Genomic DNA, 19,162 nt, shown 5'->3' with positions numbered 1-19,162 from the left:
GGCCGGGAAACCGTCGCGGCGGTTGGCACGTGGGTTAACGGGCGTGAGCATTGTCGAGCACCAGCCCATTCTGGTAACAACAAGGACGAACATGAACCGCATTGCTTTCGTAAGTGCGACATTGCCGACCCGCAAGCGCATCGCCCTGGTCGCACACGATCATTGCAAGGGACGGTTGCTGGAATGGGCTGAGCGGCAGAAAACGCGACTGGAACGCCATGAGCTACTCGCCACTGGCACAACCGGCCTGTTGCTTGCGCAGCGTCTGGGTTTGCCGGTGGAATGCATGATCAGCGGTCCGCTAGGCGGGGATCAGCAGATAGGCGCACGCATCGCCGAGCGACGGATCGATATGCTGGTGTTCTTCTGGGACCCGTTCGAGCCGCAACCGCACGATCCGGACGTCAAAGCCCTGCTACGTGTTGCGGCCGTGTGGAATATCCCGCTGGCGGCCAACGAGTGCAGCGCTGACTATCTGCTTTCCAGCCCGATGCTAGACCAGGCGCACTCGCTGAGTATTCCGGATTACGGCAGTTACCTGGCCGGACGCCAGCCCGCCGATCAATAGTCGCGTTTACCCTCTTCCGACAGATCCTGCCCTTCCTCAGGCTCGGCCTCGTCGCGCAAATCCTCGAAGTCGGTCTTCAGACCGGTCTCCATGCTGTCCAGCTCTGCCAGCAGTGTGCGGAAGCTGGTCTGCTCGCGCGGCCCTTCCGACGCCTGCTCGAGATCAGCGCGAGCCTGCAGCGCAGCAGGTACCGGGGCGTCCTCGACGTCGACAGGCAAGGGCTCAGGCTCCATCTCGCGCAATACGGCCAATGGCGGAAGCTCGTCGAGGTTCTTCAGATTGAAATGGTCGAGGAACTGCTTGGTGGTGGCGAACATGGCTGGTCGCCCCGGCACGTCGCGGTGGCCCACAACTCGCACCCACTCGCGTTCAAGCAATGTCTTGACGATCTGGCTGTTGACCGCAACGCCGCGGATATCCTCGATTTCGCCGCGGGTGATGGGCTGCCGATAGGCGATCAGCACGAGAGTTTCCAGTAACGCTCGGGAATAACGCTGCGGACGCTCCTCCCATAGCCGACCGACCCACGGCGAGAAACGCTCGCGGACCTGCAGGCGATAGCCCGTGGCGACTTCCTTCAGCTCGAATGCACGGCCTTTACATGATTTATCCAGAACTTCGAGTGCTTTGCGCAACAACGCCGGCGCCGGACGCTCAACCTCTTCGAAGAGCTCCGCCATGCGTTCGATAGACATCGGCTTGCCAGATGCCAGCAGAAAGGCTTCCAGCAGAGAGGCGAGGTCTTTGGGCTCCGACAGATTCACAGATGGGGCTCCTTGGACTCATCGGTTTGCAGCAATGACGATTCTTCGCTCCGCGTTCGGACATGGATCGGCGCGAAAGGCTCGTTCTGTACCAGTTCAACTAGTGACTCCTTGATCAGTTCGAGCACCGCCATGAAGGTCACCACGACGCCAAGCCGCCCTTCCTCGATCGCGAACAAGGCAGCAAAGGGCACGAAAGCGCCACCTTTCAAGCGCTCCAGCACATCGCTCATGCGTTCGCGGGTCGACAGCGTCTCGCGAGTTACCTGATGGCTTTCGAACATGTCGGCGCGACGCAGCACCTCAGCCATGGAGATCAGCAATTCTTCGAGGCTGACCTCGGGCAGCAGCTTGCGCGCACGTGCGTCGGGGGCATCCAGACGCGGCACATGAACTTCTCGCCCGACACGCGGCAGCTCATCAAGATCTTCTGAGGCTGCCTTGTAGCGCTCGTACTCTTGCAGCCGTCGAATCAGCTCGGCGCGAGGGTCGAGCTCATCCTCCTCAACCTCCGCCGACCGTGGCAGCAGCATCCGCGATTTGATCTCAGCCAGCATCGCGGCCATCACCAGATACTCAGCGGCCAGCTCCAGTCGCACGGCCTTCATCAACTCGACGTAGCCCATGTATTGACGGGTGATTTCCGCCACCGGGATATCGAGAATGTCGATGTTCTGCTTGCGAATCAGGTAGAGCAACAGATCCAGCGGCCCTTCGAACGCTTCGAGAAACACCTCGAGGGCATCTGGCGGGATGTAGAGATCCTGCGGCAAGTTGTTGAAAGCCTCGCCATAGACGAGTGCCAGCCGCAACTGTTCGCCCGGCTGCTCGGCCATTGGCTCGACCTGAGTTTCCTGCATGATCTCTCCATGAAAGGGACGCGTACTTGAAGCGGCGGCAGCTTACGTTGGCGGCCTCACGCGCTCTAGCGGTAATTCAGACCCATCGCCTGGCGCACCACCACAAGTGTTTCTCGCGCTTCGTCGCGAGCCTGCTCGACACCTTCGGCCAGGATGCTGCGCACTAGGTCAGGGTTCTGCTCGTAGTCCTGAGCCCGCTCTTGCAGGGGCTCCAGCTCCACCCTGATCGCGTCGATCAAAGGTGCCTTGCACTCCAGACAGCCGATCCCGGCAGTGCGACAACCCTGCTCGGCCCATTGGCACACATCATCGTTCGAATGCGCCTGATGCATCTGCCAGACCGGGCAGCGCGTTGGCTCGCCCGGGTCGTGTCGATGGACCCGCGCGGGGTCGGTCGGCATGCGCTTGATCTTTTCCTCGATGTCGGCCGGGGTATCACGCAGAAAGATGGAGTTGCTGGCGGATTTCGCCATCTTGCCGCCGTCCAGCCCGAAGACCTTGGGAATATCGCTAAGCAAGGCCTGCGGTTCCGGTAACAACAGTCGGCCACCGCCTTCCAGATAACCGAACAGACGTTCCTGATCGCCGATGGTGATGGTCTGCTGATCCTTTAACAGCGCGCGGGCAGTATTGAGCGCGTCGAGATCGCCTTGCTCTTGGTAACTCTTGCGCAGGCTGGAATAGAGCTTGGAGCTTTTCTTGCCGAGTTTGCGAATCGCTGCCTCGGCCTTGACCTCGAAATCCTCTTCGCTGCCATAGAGGTGATTGAACCGGCGGGCCACGTCACGCGCGAACTCGATGTGCGGCAGCTGATCGGCTCCAACGGGTACTATGCCGGCGCGATAGGCCAGGATGTCTGCCGCCTGTAACAGGGGGTAGCCAAGAAAGCCGTACGTGCTCAGATCCTTGTGCTGCGAATCGAGCTGCAGCTCCTTGTAGGACGGTACACGCTCGAGCCAGGACAACGGGCATACCATCGAAAGCAGCAGATGCAGCTCGGCATGCTCTGGCACCTGGGACTGGATGAACATGTTCGCCGAGCTGGGGCTGATGCCCGCTGCAAGCCAGTCGACAGCCATCTCCTGCACGTTGCGCGCGATGTCGCTGCCAGAGGCGTAGTCGGTGGTCAGTGCGTGCCAGTCAACGATGCAGAAAAAGCACTGATACTCATGCTGCATCTTTACCCAGCTCTTCAATACGCCGTGGTAGTGACCAAGATGAAGACGGCCATTAGGCCGCATTCCGGAGACGACACGTCGCTGCGAATCCATGGAGCTCAAAAGGGTTTCCTTCGTAATTTAGAAAAAGGCGAGCGGGCTCAGCCTGCAAAGGGTGCGGGATCGCCGCAACCGACACGAACCACTTCAGGATCGCCGTCCACCAGGCTGATGACCGTTGACGCTTCGATGCCACCGTAACCGCCGTCGATGATCAGGTCCACCTGATGTTCCAGCGCATCACGCATCTCGTATGGATCGCTCATCGGCTCGGCTTCGCCGGGCAGGATCAGGCTGACGCTCATCAGCGGCTCACCCAGCTCGGCAAGGAGCGCCTGGGCGATGGGTTGAGCGGGCACTCGCAAGCCAATCGTACGGCGCTTTGGATGCAGCAGCATCCGTGGCACTTCCCGCGTGGCACTGAGAATGATGGTGTATGGCCCGGGCAGATGTGTCTTGAGCAGCCGAAACGCCGCCGTATCCACCTTGGCAAACAGGCCGAGCTGGGACAGGTCGCGGCAGACCAGTGTGAAGTTGTGCTTGTCATCCAGCTGACGCAGCCGGCGGATGCGCTCGATGCCCGTTTTGTTGCCCATCGAGCAGCCGACGGCATAGGACGAATCGGTGGGATACACCACCACGCCCCCATTGCGGATGATTTCAACCGCCTGCTTGATCAGCCGGGCTTGAGGATTATCAGGATGTATCTGAAAGAACTGACTCATTGGAATTCCCTGCTCAGCCGGCAACAGACGCGCCTGGTTCATGATCGAAATGTCTCCACAATGGCTGCAGATCCTCGGGCAAGGCCCGGTACATTCCCAACTCCGACCAGTCACCCGGCGCATGGAAGTCACTGCCGATGCTAGCCATCAGACCGAATTCGCGCGCCAGGATCGACAATCCGCCGACCTGCTCCAGCGGCTGCATGCCGTTGACCACCTCGAGCGCATGACCGCCGGCCTGCGCAAACTCGCTCACCAGTCGGCGCCGCTTGCTACGGGTGAAGTCATACTGCCAGGGATGCGCCAGACTGATCCAGGCGCCGGCATCGCACAACGTGGTTACCGTCTGTTCCAGCGTCGGCCAATGCTGCTTGACGTCACCGAGCTTGCCCGATCCCAGCCACTTTCGAAACGCCTCGGCGCGATCCCGTACATGACCAGCACGCACCAGAAAGTCTGCAAAATGCGGCCGGGCCGGCGCGTTTCCGCTATCGCCCAGTTCCTGCTGCACGGCCCGCGCACCTTCGAGTGCACCGGGCATGCCCTTTGCCTCAAGTCGCTGGGCAATCATCTCGGCGCGCCGCCAGCGGCCGTGGTGCAACTCGACAATGGCTTGCTGCAACGCTTCGGCCTCGCGGCGAAAAGCGTAGCCGAGCACATGAATCGTGGCGCCGTTCCAGATGCAGGACAGTTCGATCCCGTTGACGAGCCGGATGCCCAACGAATCCGCGGTGGCGCGGGCGTCATCCAATCCTTCGAGGGTGTCGTGGTCGGTCAAGGCAAGCAGCTCGATTCCGCGCGCATGGGCGCGCTCCACCAGCATCGCAGGCGCTAGCGCGCCGTCGGAAGCGGTGCTATGGCAATGCAGATCAACAATCATTCGGAACAGGTTCTCCAAGGGCTTGGCGGCACACAGCTTGTGACCGTCAGCGCCGGCGCTCGTGCAGTCATCCAATATGGCAAAGCTTGCGCAATGTCGTGGAAATGGCAGGCGGACAGCGTTCCGCCAAAAGCGCGGTTTGTTATTATGCCGGCCACATCCGCCTCTGGCTTGCACTGTGAAACAAATCATCGACTTCGTTCCGCTACTGCTGTTCTTCCTCGTCTACAAGCTTGAGCCCAGAACGGTCGAGATCGCAGATATCAGCATTGGCGTCGGCGGCATTTTCAGCGCGACAGCCGTGCTCATCGTCAGCTCCGTCATCGTGTATGCCGCCATCTTCATCCATCAGCGCCGACTCGAAAAAAGCCAGTGGCTGACCTTGGCAGCCTGTGTGCTATTCGGTGGCTTGACGCTTGCGCTGCACAGCGAAACGATCCTGAAATGGAAGGCCCCGGTGCTCAACTGGCTATTCGCCCTGGGCTTCACTGGCAGCCACTTCATCGGCGACAAGCCACTCATACAGCGCATGATGGGCCACGCAATTCAGCTGACGTCAGCTCAATGGTCGCAATTAAGCATTGCCTGGATTCTCTTCTTTCTCATCTGCGGCTTCGCCAATCTGTTCGTCGCATTCGTCTATCCAGCGATATGGGTAGACTTCAAGGTATTTGGCAGCCTTGGGCTGACACTGCTTTTCATGGCAGGCCAAGCCGTGTATCTGGTGCGCCATATGCAACCCGAACCTGAACAATCATAGGAATGCTCATGCTCTACGCCATCATCGCTACCGATGTACCAGATTCGCTTGAGAAACGTCTGGCTGCTCGCCCTGCTCACCTGGCTCGTCTGGATGACCTGAAGAATCAAGGCCGCATGGTTCTGGCCGGCCCGCACCCGGCGATCGACAGTAACGACCCAGGCCCCGCCGGCTTCACGGGTAGTCTGGTAGTGGCGGAGTTCGACTCCCTGCAAGCCGCCGAAGAATGGGCCGCTGCGGATCCATACAAGGCTGCCGGCGTCTACGGCAACGTCATAGTCAAACCCTTCAAGCAAGTTTACCCCTGAGTCGAGCGACTGACGCTTTCAGTTCAGTCAGGCCGTAGGGTTTCCCCGGCCCGTTGAGGAAAAAGGAGTTCCGATGCGCCAAGGTCTGCTGTCCCTACCGCTGGTTCTGATGCTAGCCAGTTCCTCGCTCCCGGCTGAAGAAGCCCAGAACGAGCAAGTCCCTGATCGCCAGGCAGAGCTGGAAAATCGCCTGAGCGAAAACCTGCAACGGCGCGAAACCTTGAGGGACAACCCGGAGGTGACTGCCAGCGCGACAGGGCAAGCGCAGCTGGCCAGGCTTCGCCAGGAAAACCAGCGACTTCGATTGCAGCTCGAGGAACTTCAATCGCGGCCGCAGTCAGCGCCACAGCTGCTCACCGATGATCAGCAATGGTTTGCCGTGGGAGGCGGGGTCGGAGTGCTGGGCTTTTTACTGGGCGTGCTGACAACCCGCGGCCGTCGCCGCCGGCAATGGCTGAACTGAACCGACACGAGCGAACCATGAGCGAACTGCTGCTGATAGATGACGATCAGGAACTTTGCGAGCTGCTGGTCAGCTGGCTGGCGCAGGAAGGCTTCGTCGCCCATGCCTGTCACGATGGCCGCAGTGCGCGTGCTGCGCTGGCGGAGCATCAGCCATCGGCTGTGGTGCTCGACGTGATGCTGCCTGATGGCAGCGGGCTGGACCTGTTGAAACAGTTGCGCAGCGAATACCCTGATCTTCCTGTCCTGATGCTATCCGGACGCGGCGAGCCGCTGGACCGTATTCTCGGCCTCGAACTGGGGGCCGATGATTACCTGGCCAAGCCCTGCGACCCCCGCGAACTTACCGCACGTTTGAAGGCGGTTCTACGTCGCAGCCAGCCGGCCAGCACACCCACCCAACTGGAGTTGGGCGATCTCTGGTATAGCCCGGCGCGTGGCGTCGCCAGTGTAGGCGGTCACGAAGTCACTCTGACGCTGTCCGAAGGGCGCATCCTCGAAGCGCTTCTCAGCCAGCCCGGCGAGCCTCTCGAGAAGCAGGCCCTGGCTCAACTGGCCCTAGGCCGCAAACTGACACTCTATGACCGCAGCCTGGACATGCATGTCAGCAACCTGCGCCGCAAACTCGGCCCGCACCCGGACGGACGCCAGCGCATCGTCGCGTTACGCAGCCGTGGCTACCTTTACGCATCCTGACCGCCTTTACCCTGCCTTTACCCTGCCCTGACGGCCGCTGACCTTGCGCGCCCTAGACTGAGCTCATCCGATCGAAGCCAGCTGAAGCCTGAATGCAGCAGCCGGCGATCGGTTTATACACTCAGGAGATACCTACCATGCGCAAGACACTTATCGCCGTACTGTTCGCTTCCGCCCTGCCCGGCTTCGCCATGGCAATGCCAGATGGCGGCCATGGTCATCATGGTGGCAAACACTCGCCCTTCGAACAGCTGGACCTGACCAAGGAACAGCGAAGCGAGATGCGCAAGCTGATGGGCGAGCAGATGAAAAATCATCGTGACATCACCCAGCGCTACCTCGACAAGCTGCCCGAAGCCGAGCGTAAAGCCATGAAGGATGAACTGAAAAGCAGCAAGGAAAAGACCCACAAGCAGATGCGCGAACTGCTCAAGCCAGAACAGCAGAAGAAGTTCGACGAAATGCACGAGAAGATGGAAGCCAAGCGCGCTGACCGTGCCGAGTTCGAGCAGTGGAAAGCCGAACGCGATCAAAAGAGCTGAGCGACGATTGAACGATAACCCACCCGGCGCGAGGTGCCTGCACAAGGTCACCGCGCGCCGGGCTTTGCTTGTGGAGTAGCGGACTGGTGCGATCACTGTTCTGGCGGATTCTCGCGACGTTCTGGTCAGCCATTGCGCTGGTCGCAGGCCTGGCCATGCTGCTCGGCCACGCGCTCAATCAGGACACCTGGATCCTGAATCGCCACCCTGGTGTCAACGGCCTTGCAGAGGTGTGGACGAAGGTCTACGAACGCCAGGGCCCGATCACCGCACAATTTCTGCTCGAGCGGCATCGCAGTCGTTTTGGCGTCGACGTGCAGGTGCTGGCCGAGAACGGGCAGCCCATCATTCGCGGCACCTTTCCAGCGCGCGCCGCAGCGTTCGAAGCACGTCAGGCACACCGTGACGGGCGACTGCCATGGCGGCGCCTGACCAGCGATTACACCAGTCCTGAGAGCGGCAATACCTACCTGTTCATCTACCGGATCCCGAATCAGGAACTACAGGCCTGGCACCGCGGCAGCCTGTTCTGGCCGCTCAGTGCCATTGCCATCGCGCTGGTCGTGCTGACGGGCTTCAGCCTTCTTCTCACGCTGTCCATCACTCGTCCACTCGATCGTCTGCGCGGCGCCGTACACGATCTGGGGCAGACAACCTATCAGCAGAATTCACTGGCGCGCTTGGCCAAGCGGCGCGATGAACTGGGCGTACTGGCCAACGATTTCAACCGCATGGGCGCTCGGTTGCAGAGTCTGATCGGCAGCCAGCGACAGCTGCTACGGGACGTCTCGCACGAGCTGCGTTCGCCGCTGGCACGGCTACGTATTGCGCTAGCGCTGGCTGAACGCGCCACTCCGGCTGAGCGTGAGGTCATATGGCCACGCCTGGCGAAGGAATGTGACCGACTGGAGGCCCTGATCAGCGAGATTCTCGAGCTGGCAAGGCTCGACGCCGAGCCCGGCCCACCCAGCCCGATCGACCTGCGCTCGATGTTCGTGCAGCTTGTAGACAATGCGCGAATCGTCTCACCCAACCAGCGCATCGACAGTCAGGTCGAAACCGAAATACAGCTTCAGGGCTGGCCGGACATGCTCGAACGCGCGCTGGACAACCTGCTGCGCAATGCCCTGCGCTTCAATCCGGAACGCTCGCCAGTCGAACTGCGCGCCAGCCGCGACGATCGTCATCTGCGGCTAAGTATCCGCGATCACGGGCCGGGGGTGGATGAAGCCCACCTTGCGCAACTGAGTGAGCCGTTCTTCCGCGCGCCAGGTCAGACCACGGCCGGCCACGGGCTGGGGCTGGCCATTGCACGCCGGGCCGCCGAGCGGCACGGCGGCGAATTGCTCTTGGGTAATCACCCTGAAGGGGGCTTCGTCGCCTGTCTGCAGCTTCCGCTCGACGTGCCGCTTAAATCCGTTCGCATGCCGGAGTGACTAGTGCGCGTCGGTCCACTGGCTGACGAAGTCGACAGGATCCAGTACCGGCGGTGTGCGCAGCTTCGCATCTGGCGTCCCAAGGTAGATGAAACCGAGCATCTGCTCGTTGTCGCCCAGGCCCAATGCTTTGGCAAGGTGGTCGTCGTAGGAGAATTCACCCGTTCGCCATACGGCGCCCAGGCCCTGGGCGTGAGCAGACAACAACAGCCCGTGCGCTGCACAGCCGACCGCGAGCACCTGCTCGCTGTCTGGCACCTTCGCATGCGGTACGACTTGGGCAATAACCACAATCAGCAGCGGAGCACGCAGTGGCATCTTGCGCGCTTTCTGTAACGCTTCTTCGGTTGCACCCGGCTGGCGAACGAGCAGCGACTCGGCCATGACCTCACCCAAGCGCTCGCGGGCTTCACCCTCAATGGTCAGGAATCGCCAGGGCCGAAGCTGCCCGTGATCGGGGGCACGCAGCGCTGCACGAAACAGGATGTCGAGCTGAGCGGCCGTCGGTGCCGGATCGGCAAGTCGCGGGACAGACACACGGTTGAGCAACAGATCAAGAGCTTCCATCCAGCCACCTCCAAAAACGAATCGGACATTCTAGAGCCGCAACCCGTTCGTTGGCAGTCCAGTGATGCGTTGCAACGATCCCGCTTCGTCTTCAGGCCACGCGATCAGGCGAGAGCTGCGGTTCCAACGGCGGCATGAGCGGAGGCAGGCCATGGGCAGCCCGTGCCGTATCGCAATGCGCATTGTGCTGACCGTCGACCCAGGAGGCCTCGAACTCGCGGCAGGTGCTCGAACGCTGCTCGTACATGGTACAGCGCACGCCGCACCCGACGTCACCCATCAGCCCTACGCAACGCGCCGGCTTGGATTCAGTCCCGAGCATTGCGACGTGGAACGGGCTCACCTGCACCGTCAAGTTGTCGGGAACCACACCGCCGGATGAGGCGCATTCGCCCCAGAAGAAAGACACACGAAAGTACGCGCAGCAGGCGCCGCACGTGAGGCAAGGATTTTCGATGGACATGGTAGGCGGACACCCAGAAACCGGCAAAGGGCCGGCACCGAGCGGCTATTCTATTCATCGCAAAGAACTTGGGAAGAGGCCACCGGGGGCTTTGTTAAAGATTTTCCAACAAGCCGATCGCCGGTTTACTGCCGCTCTCACAGGGGTAGAATGGCGCCCTTCATTTTCAAGCCGAGCAGCAATAACACATGGCCTTGCCGACCCTGCGGATCATCGGTTTCATTCTCGGCATCTTCCTGATCACACTTGCTGTCAGCATGGTCATTCCAATGCTCACGCTGCTGGCTTTCGATCGCACCGACGACCTGCAAGCGTTCATCTGGGCGAGCCTCATCACGTTCGGATGCGGATTCGCCCTCGTGGCACCCGGTCGACCCGCCAATACCAATCTGCGGCCGCGGGACATGTATTTCCTGACTACCGTGAGCTGGGTGATCGTTTGCTGCTTCGCAGCGCTACCGCTGATGCTCATTCAGCACATCAGCTATACCGACGCTTTCTTCGAAACCATGTCCGGCATTACCACGACTGGAGCTACGGTCCTCTCCGGCCTAGACAGCGCGTCTCCAGGCCTGCTGATGTGGCGATCCCTGCTGCATTGGCTAGGTGGGATCGGTTTCATCGGCATGGCGGTCGCGATTCTGCCGCTGTTGCGCGTCGGTGGTATGCGGCTGTTCCAGACCGAATCTTCCGACTGGTCGGAAAAGGTCATGCCGCGCTCGCATATGGCCGGCAAGTATCTGATCGCCATCTACCTGACGTTTACCTTGGCCGCCTGTCTGGCATTCTGGCTGGCCGGGATGAGCGGCTTCGATGCTATCAACCATGCGATGTCCACCGTGGCCACCGGCGGCTATTCAACGTCCGACGCATCACTCGGCAAGTTCAGCCCTGCGTCACACTGGGTCGCGATCTTTTTCATGATTCTCGGGAGCTTGCCATTCACTCTGTATGTCGCGACGGCGCGGGGTAACCGTCGGGCATTACTGGGCGACCAGCAGGTGCGTGGCTTTCTGGTGATGCTGATGGCAACGAGCTTGTTGTTTAGTCTGTGGTACTGGCTCAACCACGACGACAACCTGCTCGACTCCGTACGTATCGTGACGTTCAGCGTGGTGTCGGTCATCACCACCACAGGATTCGCAGTCAACGATTACACCCAATGGGGTGGGTTCGCTGTCATGGTGTTCTTCTACCTGACCTTTCTGGGCGGTTGCTCCGGCTCCACCTCAGGCGGGCTCAAGATGTTCCGCTTCCAGGTCGCATATGCCCTGCTGCGCTCGAACCTCAAACAGCTGGTTCACCCTCGAGCGATAATTCGCCAGCAGTACAACGGCCACAATCTGGACGAAGAAATCGTCCGCTCGATCCTGACCTTTTCCTTCTTCATCACCATGACCATCGGAGTGCTGGCCCTGTGTCTGGCGCTGCTCGGCCTGGATCCGATCACAGCTCTCACGGGGGCTGCATCGGCTGTCTGTAACGTCGGCCCCGGGCTCGGGCCGATCATCGGCCCCGCCGGCAACTTCTCAACGCTGCCGGATGCCGCCAAGTGGCTTCTGTCGGTCGGCATGCTGCTCGGGCGCCTGGAGATCATCACCGTGCTGGTGATGCTTACGCCCTCGTTCTGGCGTCACTGACCGTCTCAGCTCTCGCCGATGTCCTCGTTCCAGAGTTCGGGGCTGTTGGCGATAAAGCTGCGCATCATCTCGACGCAGCTCTCATCGTTCAGGACCTGAACGTCGACACCGCGGCCTCGCAGGAGCAATTCCTCACCCAGGAAAGTCTGGTTCTCGCCGATGATGACCTTGGGGATGCCGTAAAGCAGGATCGCACCGCTGCACATCGCACAGGGCGACAGCGTGGTATAGAGCACCGATTCGGCGTACACGCTGGCCGGTTGCCGGCCCGCATTCTCGAATGCATCCATCTCGCCATGCAGCACGGCGCTCCCCTGCTGAACCCGTCGGTTGTGTCCACGCCCGATGATTTGGCCCCGGTGGACGATCACCGAGCCGATGGGTATGCCGCCTTCGGCAAGCCCCTGCTTCGCTTCGTCGATTGCCGCTTGCATGAATGCGTCCATCGATTCACTCCTCGTTTTCAAGCCATCGTTAAGCAGACCGGGTCTGGTCAGGCTGCGCTTGCCTTGTCATTACTCTTGAATAGCCGGCCGCCCAACGTGACCGCAGCAAATACCAGGCCACCGGCGAGAATTCCGAACGCCGCATCGAGCAGTGTCGGCAGCAGGCCCGCCAACACCGAGCCTATGTATGGCAGCGCTACGGTGTTCTGCGCGCTGTCCTCGATGAAATGGTGAATCGCCTTGATGCCGTGGGTGAGGATGCCCCCGCCGACCATGAACATGGCGGCCGTACCGACAACTGACAGGGTTTTCATCAGCCAGGGTGCGACTGTAAGTATGCCGCGCCCGATGGCCTGTGCCGCGCCGTTGGCACGTTTGCTCAGCGCAAGCCCGGCATCGTCAAGCTTGACGATGCCTGCGACCAGACCGTAGACGCCAACCGTCATGATGATTGCGATGCCTGTCAGCACGGCGATCTGCTGGGTGAAAGACGCTGCCGCCACCGTCCCGAGCGTGATCGCGATGATCTCGGCAGACAAGATAAAATCGGTACGCACCGCACCACTGATCTTGTCTCGTTCGAAAGCCACCATGTCGACGTTAGGATCATTCAACGCCTCCAGCTGTTGGGCATGATGACCGTCGTCCTTGTGCAGGAAACGATGCGCGAGCTTTTCAAAGCCTTCGAAACATAGAAAAGCACCACCAAGCATCAATAGCGGTGTGATCGCCCATGGAATGAACGCACTGATCAGGAGCGCCGCTGGCACCAGGATCAGTTTGTTGCGCATCGACCCCTTGGCGACAGCCCAGACCACCGGCAGCTCCCGGTCAGCCTTGACGCCGGTGACTTGCTGAGCATTGAGCGCAAGATCATCGCCAAGCACCCCCGCCGTTTTCTTCGCGGCTATTTTGGTCATCACCGAGACGTCATCCAGAATCGTCGCAATGTCATCAATCAGGGCAAGCAGGCTACTGGCCAAAGTCGGGCGTCCTTCAATATCAAATGGGGAGAGAGCGGCGGGATAATGCCGCAACAATTGGTAATGAGGCTATTTCGACGCTCTACAAGTTCCGGCATGCCTCCATCACGCTGGCTGCGAGTACGAGATGACGGGTGCTGGCTGGATCGGGCTTCAGCGTGCCACCGCCTGTCAGCAGCCGGGGAAGAAGCACGTCCAAGGTCGTAGCCATGAGGCGTCGCACGAACCTAGACTGTGAATTCAAAATAAAAAGGAGGTGCGTCATGAGCACTCAAACCGCCGGACGCTTTACCCGATTCGCCGATTTCTATCCCTTCTATCTCGCCGAACACAGCAATCTCACCTGCCGGCGGCTGCACTACATCGGCAGTCTTCTGGTGCTTTCGATACTCGCCTACGCGCTGATTAGCCAGCAATGGCTTTGGCTTTTGGCAATGCCTGTGGCGGGCTACGGTTTTGCCTGGATCGGCCACTTCATCTTCGAGAAAAATCGTCCGGCTACCTTCCAGTACCCGCTGTATAGCTTCCTTGGAGACTGGGTGATGCTCAAGGACATGCTCACCGGAAAGATTCGTTTCTGACGTTTTGAGTTGGTGCGGGGCGGTAGGCTATCCGCGCGCCGTCACGGATTGGACGGGTGGTTTGGCGCAATGGTGGCGACTTGGTTATGATCCGCCGGCCAGCGCCGGTTCAAGCGCTGTTGCTTTCAACGGCGCATGCCATCGCGCCGGACTTTCTCAGGGATAGCAACCACGATGTCAACCGTGACCGGTGAACGGCGTAACGGCCTCGCAACCCGCCCGCTTCGCGAATATTACGCGCGCGTATTCGCTTATTTGATCTGCGCCGCCACGCTGGCTGCCGGTGTTTATACGCAGCAATTTGCGCTCAATCTGTTGTGGATGGTTCCCTACACCCTCCTCTACCCACACTTTGCTTACCACCTTAGCTACCGCTTCAAGCGCGATCACCCGGAGCGTACGTCGCAGACGCTGTTGTGCCTCGACGCGCTGAATGCTGGTGCCGGGATCGTACTGCTGGGCTGCAGTCTGGTCCCCAGCATGATGTTCCTGCTTACCCTGACCTTTAGCGCGCTGGTGATCGGCAGCCTGCGCAATCTATTGATGACGATGCTGATGGTCACTATCGGAGTTGGGCTTACCAGCCTGTTGGTGCCTTTGCGCTTCGACAGCGGTACCCCGATCCTGGTCTCGGCCGTGAGTATCCTGCTCACTTCCCTCTATGTCTGCGTCACTGCCTATTACGTGCACCAGCAGGGTGTGCGGCTGGCGCAGGCGCGCAGCGAAGTGGAAGCGCAGCAGGCCAAAGCCGCGCGACTGGCGCGCAACCTGGCCAAGTACCTATCGCCCCAGGTATGGGAGTCGATCTTTTCCGGCAAGCGCACCGTTCGCCTGGAGACCCAACGCAAAAAGCTCACCGTGTTCTTTTCCGACATCAAGGGCTTCACTGAATTGGCCGAAGAACTGGAGGCCGAAGCCCTCACGGATCTGCTCAACACCTATCTGAACGAAATGTCCAAGATCACGCTCAAGTACGGCGGCACCATCGACAAATTCGTCGGCGACTGCGTGATGGTTTTCTTTGGTGACCCAGCCAGTCAGGGCGCGAAGAAGGATGCGGTGGCGGCCGTTTCGATGGCCATCGCCATGCGCAAGCACATGAAGGTGCTCAGACAGCAGTGGCGCGCGCAGGGCATTACCAAGCCGATGGAAATCCGCATGGGCATAAACACCGGTTATTGCACGGTCGGTAACTTTGGCGCTGACACCCGTATGGACTACACCATCATCGGCCGTGAAGTGAACCTGGCAAGCCGGCTGGAGAGTTCAGCAGAGGCCGGTGAAATCCTGATCTCCCACGAAACCTACTCGCTGGTCAAAGACGTCATCATGTGCCGCGACAAGGGCCAGATCACCGTCAAAGGATTCACTCGACCGGTACAGATCTACCAGGTGGTGGACTTCCGTCGCGATCTCGGCGCCACCAACAGCTTTGTCGAACACGAGCTGCCAGGTTTTTCGATGTACCTGGACACCAACGGCGTTCAGAACTTTGACAAGGAACGCGTCATCCAGGCGCTGAATCAGGCTGCCGACAAGCTCCGCGACAAAGTCATCATGTAGCACCGCCGGCTCCCGCCAGTGTCACATGCTACTGACCAAGGCCTTTCGGCTCTCTTTCTCCGCGCAGCCGAGGACTCCAATGCCGACTATCCTGTCGCTGCGTCGTTACGACCAGAACCAGATCATTCATAGCCATCAGCACAGTCAACTCGTGTTCGGCCTGCAGGGGCAGCTGGATTTCGAGATCGACGGCCACGGCAGTCGCATCCAGCAGCAACTCTTCGCGGTCGTGCCCAGCGAGGCGCGGCACGCTTGCGACAGCGCCAATGGCAGCCTGTGCCTGGTGGTGGACGTGCCCGACTGCGACTGGTTGAAGAAACGAATCGGTCACCATGCCGAGCCCGCGCAGCGCTTACTGGAACAGCCTGCGGCGCTGCGCCTGAACCCTTCGCAAACCCAGCTGGTTGCCTGGCTGGCGGCGAGCCCGGTCAATGACCCAATCATTGCCGAACAGGGCGTCGCGCTATTACTCGCCAGCTTATCTTCGGGTTGCGAGCCCACCGGACAGCCGCACCCGCTCCCGCTGGCCGCCCTTCATGCGCATGTGGACCGGCACCTGGCGCATCCACTGGAAGTCATGGATCTGGCACGACTGGCCGGCCTTTCCGTGCAGCGTTTTCATGCACGCTTCCTCAGCGAAACGGGCATGACGCCTCAGGAGTTCATTCGCTTGCGGCGCCTTCAGGAGGGCCGTGAGCTGCTGATCAATACGCCCCTTTCCGTTGGCGAGATCGCCGCGCGGGTCGGCTATGCCTCGCAAAGCGCTTTTACCGCCGCCCTGAATCGCCACTTTGGCCTGACGCCGCGCGCAGTTCGCCGCGACGCACGCGACAAATCACGAGAGTAGCGCGACAGACCGCCCGCCTCGCCCGCACTACCATGAGCATTCTCCGCTGCCGGGCATGCGCGAGGATCTCCAACCGCGAGGTTTCATGAACCGTTTCGACTTTGCAATTGCGCCCTTTCGCAAATCACCACCAGAACCGGAAGCCCGCCCATGACCCGCCGCAATGCCTTGCTGGCGATTCACTTGGGCGCGCTGATGTTCGGTCTGGCAGGCGTGTTCGGCAAGCTGGCCGAGAGTACGCCGCTGATCATCACGCTGGGCCGAGCGGGCTTTGCGGTCCTTGCGCTGCTGCTGGCTGTTCAATTCCTGCGCAGCGGCGGCGCCAATCCCAGCGGTCGTCAGCGCGCCGGATTGCTCCTCGGCGGGCTTTTGCTCGGCGGCCATTGGCTGACGTTCTTCATCGCCGTGAAGATCGCCGGGGTCGGCATAGCGACCTTGGGCTTCGCCAGCTTTCCAGCGTTCACCCTGTTGCTTGAAGGCCTGCTGTTCCGGGAACGTACACGGCCGGTGGAATACGGCATGGTGGCCCTGGTCTGTGCAGGATTGCTGCTGGTCACGCCGCACTTCGACCTGGCCAATGAAAGCACCCGGGGCTTGCTCTACGGAATCGTGTCAGGGCTGATGTTCGCCCTGCTCTCGCTGCTCAATCGAGCGGTTACCCGCGGCGTTGACCCGGTGCAGGCGGCCCTCTGGCAGAACGGGATCATCCTGCTGTGCCTGCTGCCCTTCACCTGGTCCTCACTGCCTGCAGTTCCGACCATGGACTGGCTGTGGCTGGCGTTGCTGGGCGTGTTCTGTACCGGTCTGACCCACAGTCTCTTTGTTGCGAGTCTGCGGGTCCTAAAGGCACGCACAGCCTCGGTGATCTTCTCCCTGGAGCCGGTTTATGGGATCGCGTTCGCATGGTGGCTGTTCAATGAACAGCCCACACTACGAATGCTGATCGGCGGCGCCTTGATCATCCTGGCCACGGTCATCACCAGCCGATTGAAAGCGCCAACCGTAGGCAACGCGGCCGCTCCTCTCACAAAGGCGCCGCATACCTCAGAACGTCATTGATCGACTGGCCGCCCTAAAGGTGGCCAACGTGGTCAATGTGAGTGGCGCGGCACTTCGGCGCCTCGACAACCCACCAGGAAGTCGAAGTCGCAGCCCTCATCGGCCTGCAGAACATGATCGACGAACAGGCGCCGGTATCCCCCGTCCCACAACAAACCCTGCGGAGCCTGCCAGGAAGCCAGGCGTTCTTGCAGTTCGGCATCGGAAATATCCAGATGCAGGCGGCCGGCAGTACAGTCCAGTTCGATGAAGTCTCCGTTGCGCACCACCGCTAGCGGTCCGCCAGCGGCGGCCTCGGGGGCCACGTGCAGCACCACGGTGCCGTAAGCCGTGCCACTCATGCGCGCATCGGATATCCGCACCATGTCGGTAATCCCTTTGGCCAGCACCTTCGGCGGCAAGCCCATGTTCCCAACTTCGGCCATGCCGGGGTAACCCTTGGGACCGCAATTCTTCATCACCAGCACGCAGGTTTCGTCAACATCCAGCCCTGGATCGGCGATCCGTGCTTTGTAATCGTCGAAATCCTCGAAGACCACTGCTCGCCCGCGATGCTTCATCAGTTCAGGCGTGGCCGCAGACGGTTTCAGCACCGCACCACTGGGTGCAAGGTTGCCGCGCAGCACGCAGATGCCGCCGTCCTCTCGCAACGGATTGTCTAAAGCGCGGATAACTTCGTCCTGTCCGTAGATGGGCGCCTGGGCGCAGTTCTCCCACAGCGACTTGCCATTGACCGTCAAGGCGTCGGGATTGGGCAACAGCTGGTTCTCACCCAACCGCCGAATCACCGCCGGTAGCCCCCCGGCGTAGTAGAACTCCTCCATCAGGAAGCGTCCGGAAGGCTGCAGATCGACGATGGTCGGCATGCCTCGGCCGATACGTGTCCAGTCATCCAGATCGAGCTCGACACCAATCCGCCCGGCAATGGCCTTGAGGTGGATGACCGCATTGGTGGACCCACCAATCGCGGCATTGACCCTTATCGCGTTCTCGAACGCCTGCTTGGTCAACACCTTGGACAGCCGCAGATCCTCCTGAACCATGTCGACGATGCGCATGCCCGAGAGATGCGCGAGCACGTAGCGGCGCGAATCCACCGCCGGAATCGCCGCGTTGTGGGGCAAAGAGGTGCCCAGCGCTTCGGCCATGCATGCCATGGTCGAGGCCGTCCCCATTGTGTTGCAGGTACCGGCGGAACGTGACATGCCGGCCTCGGCGGACAGGAACTCGTCAAGGCTGATCAGCCCGCCCTTATAGGCTTCGTGCATTTGCCAAACGATGGTTCCGGCGCCGATGTCGCGGCCGTTGTGCTTGCCGTTCAGCATCGGCCCGCCAGTGACCACAATGGTGGGCACATCGCAGCTGGCAGCGCCCATCAGTAGAGCTGGGGTGGTCTTGTCGCAACCGACCAGCAGCACCACCGCATCGATGGGATTGCCGCGAATCGACTCCTCGACGTCCATGCTGGCCAAGTTGCGCGTCAGCATGGCGGTCGGTCGCAGGTTCGACTCGCCATTGGAGAACACCGGGAATTCCACCGGGAACCCGCCCGCCTCCAGCACGCCTTTCTTCACGTGCTCGGCGATCTTGCGGAAGTGCGCGTTGCAAGGTGTCAGCTCTGACCAGGTGTTGCAGATGCCGATGATCGGCTTGCCCTGAAATTCGTGATCAGGGATGCCCTGGTTCTTCATCCAGCTGCGGTACATGAAGCCATTCTTGTCGGTAGTACCGAACCATTGAGCGGAGCGCAGGGGGCGTTTGTCGGTCATTGCGATATACCTGTTTTGGTCGGCCG

The 19,162-nt window shown here is 60.6% G+C and carries 22 protein-coding genes; 12 read left to right on the top strand and 10 right to left on the bottom strand.

The annotated features are described in order from the left end of the window. Positions 1-91: 91 nt before the first annotated feature. Positions 92-568 carry a methylglyoxal synthase gene (locus NA619_RS16270; protein WP_255962894.1) on the top strand — a complete coding sequence of 159 codons (477 nt, stop codon included), beginning with the start codon at positions 92-94 and terminating at the stop codon, positions 566-568. Here NA619_RS16270 and scpB read toward each other — a convergent pair. The 5 genes from scpB to NA619_RS16245 form a co-directional block, all read right to left on the bottom strand. Further along, positions 562-1,332, bottom strand: a complete 771-nt coding sequence (gene scpB / locus NA619_RS16265) for an SMC-Scp complex subunit ScpB (protein ID WP_255962893.1) — start codon at positions 1,330-1,332, stop codon at positions 562-564. The genes NA619_RS16270 and scpB overlap by 7 nt on opposite strands. Then, positions 1,329-2,192: a segregation and condensation protein A gene (locus NA619_RS16260; protein WP_255962892.1), complete on the bottom strand. Its 864-nt coding sequence runs from the start codon at positions 2,190-2,192 to the stop codon at positions 1,329-1,331. The genes scpB and NA619_RS16260 overlap by 4 nt, the downstream gene beginning before the upstream one ends. A gap of 65 nt (positions 2,193-2,257) precedes the next feature. Next, the gene (locus NA619_RS16255; protein ID WP_255962921.1) at positions 2,258-3,433 is read right to left on the bottom strand and encodes a tryptophan--tRNA ligase; all 1,176 of its coding nucleotides are present in this window, start codon (positions 3,431-3,433) and stop codon (positions 2,258-2,260) included. 77 nt (positions 3,434-3,510) lie between these two features. Further along, a complete protein-coding gene (locus tag NA619_RS16250; protein WP_255962891.1) occupies positions 3,511-4,134 on the bottom strand; it encodes an L-threonylcarbamoyladenylate synthase in 624 nt (207 codons plus the stop codon). 13 nt (positions 4,135-4,147) lie between these two features. Then, complete coding sequence (locus NA619_RS16245; RefSeq protein WP_255962890.1) at positions 4,148-5,014, bottom strand: PHP domain-containing protein; 867 nt, start codon at positions 5,012-5,014, stop codon at positions 4,148-4,150. Positions 5,015-5,192: 178 nt separating this feature from the next. Between NA619_RS16245 and ispZ the strand changes: the two genes are divergently transcribed. From ispZ to NA619_RS16215, 6 genes are all read left to right on the top strand, one after another. Continuing rightward, positions 5,193-5,774 (top strand): septation protein IspZ, encoded by a 582-nt coding sequence (ispZ, locus tag NA619_RS16240; RefSeq protein WP_255962889.1) that lies wholly within the window; start codon positions 5,193-5,195, stop codon positions 5,772-5,774. Between the two features lie 8 nt (positions 5,775-5,782). Beyond that, a complete protein-coding gene (locus NA619_RS16235) occupies positions 5,783-6,082 on the top strand; it encodes a YciI family protein (protein WP_255962888.1) in 300 nt (99 codons plus the stop codon). Positions 6,083-6,155: 73 nt separating this feature from the next. Beyond that, a complete protein-coding gene (locus NA619_RS16230) occupies positions 6,156-6,545 on the top strand; it encodes a hypothetical protein (RefSeq protein ID WP_255962887.1) in 390 nt (129 codons plus the stop codon). Between the two features lie 17 nt (positions 6,546-6,562). Beyond that, a complete protein-coding gene (locus tag NA619_RS16225) occupies positions 6,563-7,240 on the top strand; it encodes a response regulator transcription factor (protein WP_255962886.1) in 678 nt (225 codons plus the stop codon). A 137-nt stretch (positions 7,241-7,377) separates the two neighbouring features. Next, on the top strand, positions 7,378-7,782 hold the full coding sequence (locus tag NA619_RS16220; protein WP_255962885.1) for a Spy/CpxP family protein refolding chaperone: 405 nt from the start codon (positions 7,378-7,380) through the stop codon (positions 7,780-7,782). 86 nt (positions 7,783-7,868) lie between these two features. Then, positions 7,869-9,218 carry a sensor histidine kinase gene (locus NA619_RS16215; RefSeq protein ID WP_255962884.1) on the top strand — a complete coding sequence of 450 codons (1,350 nt, stop codon included), beginning with the start codon at positions 7,869-7,871 and terminating at the stop codon, positions 9,216-9,218. Here the strand turns inward: NA619_RS16215 and NA619_RS16210 are convergent, their stop codons facing one another. Next, complete coding sequence (locus NA619_RS16210; protein ID WP_255962883.1) at positions 9,219-9,785, bottom strand: NAD(P)H nitroreductase; 567 nt, start codon at positions 9,783-9,785, stop codon at positions 9,219-9,221. Between the two features lie 91 nt (positions 9,786-9,876). Further along, entirely contained in the window at positions 9,877-10,248 is a 372-nt protein-coding gene (locus tag NA619_RS16205; protein ID WP_255962882.1) for a YkgJ family cysteine cluster protein, read from the bottom strand. A gap of 188 nt (positions 10,249-10,436) precedes the next feature. Here NA619_RS16205 and NA619_RS16200 point away from each other — a divergent pair, with 188 nt between their 5' ends. Beyond that, positions 10,437-11,888: a TrkH family potassium uptake protein gene (locus tag NA619_RS16200; protein WP_255962881.1), complete on the top strand. Its 1,452-nt coding sequence runs from the start codon at positions 10,437-10,439 to the stop codon at positions 11,886-11,888. A 5-nt stretch (positions 11,889-11,893) separates the two neighbouring features. Here NA619_RS16200 and NA619_RS16195 read toward each other — a convergent pair whose 3' ends face one another. Then, the gene (locus NA619_RS16195; protein ID WP_255962880.1) at positions 11,894-12,334 is read right to left on the bottom strand and encodes a nucleoside deaminase; all 441 of its coding nucleotides are present in this window, start codon (positions 12,332-12,334) and stop codon (positions 11,894-11,896) included. A 47-nt stretch (positions 12,335-12,381) separates the two neighbouring features. Continuing rightward, positions 12,382-13,317, bottom strand: a complete 936-nt coding sequence (locus tag NA619_RS16190; protein WP_255962879.1) for a DUF808 domain-containing protein — start codon at positions 13,315-13,317, stop codon at positions 12,382-12,384. Between the two features lie 263 nt (positions 13,318-13,580). Here NA619_RS16190 and NA619_RS16185 point away from each other — a divergent pair, with 263 nt between their 5' ends. The 4 genes from NA619_RS16185 to NA619_RS16170 all read left to right on the top strand — a co-directional run bounded on the left by NA619_RS16185 (position 13,581) and on the right by NA619_RS16170 (position 17,367). Then, positions 13,581-13,898, top strand: coding sequence for an Mpo1-like protein (locus tag NA619_RS16185; protein ID WP_255962878.1), 318 nt, complete (start codon positions 13,581-13,583; stop codon positions 13,896-13,898). Between the two features lie 174 nt (positions 13,899-14,072). Beyond that, positions 14,073-15,461 carry an adenylate/guanylate cyclase domain-containing protein gene (locus NA619_RS16180; RefSeq protein WP_255962877.1) on the top strand — a complete coding sequence of 463 codons (1,389 nt, stop codon included), beginning with the start codon at positions 14,073-14,075 and terminating at the stop codon, positions 15,459-15,461. Positions 15,462-15,540: 79 nt separating this feature from the next. Beyond that, complete coding sequence (locus NA619_RS16175) at positions 15,541-16,308, top strand: helix-turn-helix transcriptional regulator (RefSeq protein WP_255962876.1); 768 nt, start codon at positions 15,541-15,543, stop codon at positions 16,306-16,308. A 150-nt stretch (positions 16,309-16,458) separates the two neighbouring features. Then, positions 16,459-17,367, top strand: coding sequence for a DMT family transporter (locus NA619_RS16170; protein WP_255962875.1), 909 nt, complete (start codon positions 16,459-16,461; stop codon positions 17,365-17,367). A 32-nt stretch (positions 17,368-17,399) separates the two neighbouring features. Here NA619_RS16170 and NA619_RS16165 read toward each other — a convergent pair whose 3' ends face one another. Next, on the bottom strand, positions 17,400-19,136 hold the full coding sequence (locus NA619_RS16165; RefSeq protein ID WP_272891794.1) for an IlvD/Edd family dehydratase: 1,737 nt from the start codon (positions 19,134-19,136) through the stop codon (positions 17,400-17,402). Positions 19,137-19,162: the final 26 nt, after the last annotated feature.

This window comes from Stutzerimonas stutzeri, assembly GCF_024448895.1.
Classification (GTDB): domain Bacteria; phylum Pseudomonadota; class Gammaproteobacteria; order Pseudomonadales; family Pseudomonadaceae; genus Stutzerimonas; species Stutzerimonas stutzeri_Q.
Note: the sequence above shows the minus strand (reverse complement) of the source record. Positions and strands in the feature narration are given on the sequence as shown.

Coding starts and splice junctions, on each gene's coding strand:
- NA619_RS16270 (WP_255962894.1), top strand. CDS start 92: ATGAACCGCATTGCTTTCGTAAGTGCGACATTGCCGACCCGCAAGCGC.
- NA619_RS16260 (WP_255962892.1), bottom strand. CDS start 2,192: ATGCAGGAAACTCAGGTCGAGCCAATGGCCGAGCAGCCGGGCGAACAG.
- NA619_RS16255 (WP_255962921.1), bottom strand. CDS start 3,433: ATGCGGCCTAATGGCCGTCTTCATCTTGGTCACTACCACGGCGTATTG.
- NA619_RS16250 (WP_255962891.1), bottom strand. CDS start 4,134: ATGAGTCAGTTCTTTCAGATACATCCTGATAATCCTCAAGCCCGGCTG.
- NA619_RS16245 (WP_255962890.1), bottom strand. CDS start 5,014: ATGATTGTTGATCTGCATTGCCATAGCACCGCTTCCGACGGCGCGCTA.
- NA619_RS16235 (WP_255962888.1), top strand. CDS start 5,783: ATGCTCTACGCCATCATCGCTACCGATGTACCAGATTCGCTTGAGAAA.
- NA619_RS16230 (WP_255962887.1), top strand. CDS start 6,156: ATGCGCCAAGGTCTGCTGTCCCTACCGCTGGTTCTGATGCTAGCCAGT.
- NA619_RS16225 (WP_255962886.1), top strand. CDS start 6,563: ATGAGCGAACTGCTGCTGATAGATGACGATCAGGAACTTTGCGAGCTG.
- NA619_RS16220 (WP_255962885.1), top strand. CDS start 7,378: ATGCGCAAGACACTTATCGCCGTACTGTTCGCTTCCGCCCTGCCCGGC.
- NA619_RS16210 (WP_255962883.1), bottom strand. CDS start 9,785: ATGGAAGCTCTTGATCTGTTGCTCAACCGTGTGTCTGTCCCGCGACTT.
- NA619_RS16205 (WP_255962882.1), bottom strand. CDS start 10,248: ATGTCCATCGAAAATCCTTGCCTCACGTGCGGCGCCTGCTGCGCGTAC.
- NA619_RS16200 (WP_255962881.1), top strand. CDS start 10,437: ATGGCCTTGCCGACCCTGCGGATCATCGGTTTCATTCTCGGCATCTTC.
- NA619_RS16195 (WP_255962880.1), bottom strand. CDS start 12,334: ATGGACGCATTCATGCAAGCGGCAATCGACGAAGCGAAGCAGGGGCTT.
- NA619_RS16185 (WP_255962878.1), top strand. CDS start 13,581: ATGAGCACTCAAACCGCCGGACGCTTTACCCGATTCGCCGATTTCTAT.
- NA619_RS16180 (WP_255962877.1), top strand. CDS start 14,073: ATGTCAACCGTGACCGGTGAACGGCGTAACGGCCTCGCAACCCGCCCG.
- NA619_RS16175 (WP_255962876.1), top strand. CDS start 15,541: ATGCCGACTATCCTGTCGCTGCGTCGTTACGACCAGAACCAGATCATT.
- NA619_RS16170 (WP_255962875.1), top strand. CDS start 16,459: ATGACCCGCCGCAATGCCTTGCTGGCGATTCACTTGGGCGCGCTGATG.
- NA619_RS16165 (WP_272891794.1), bottom strand. CDS start 19,136: ATGACCGACAAACGCCCCCTGCGCTCCGCTCAATGGTTCGGTACTACC.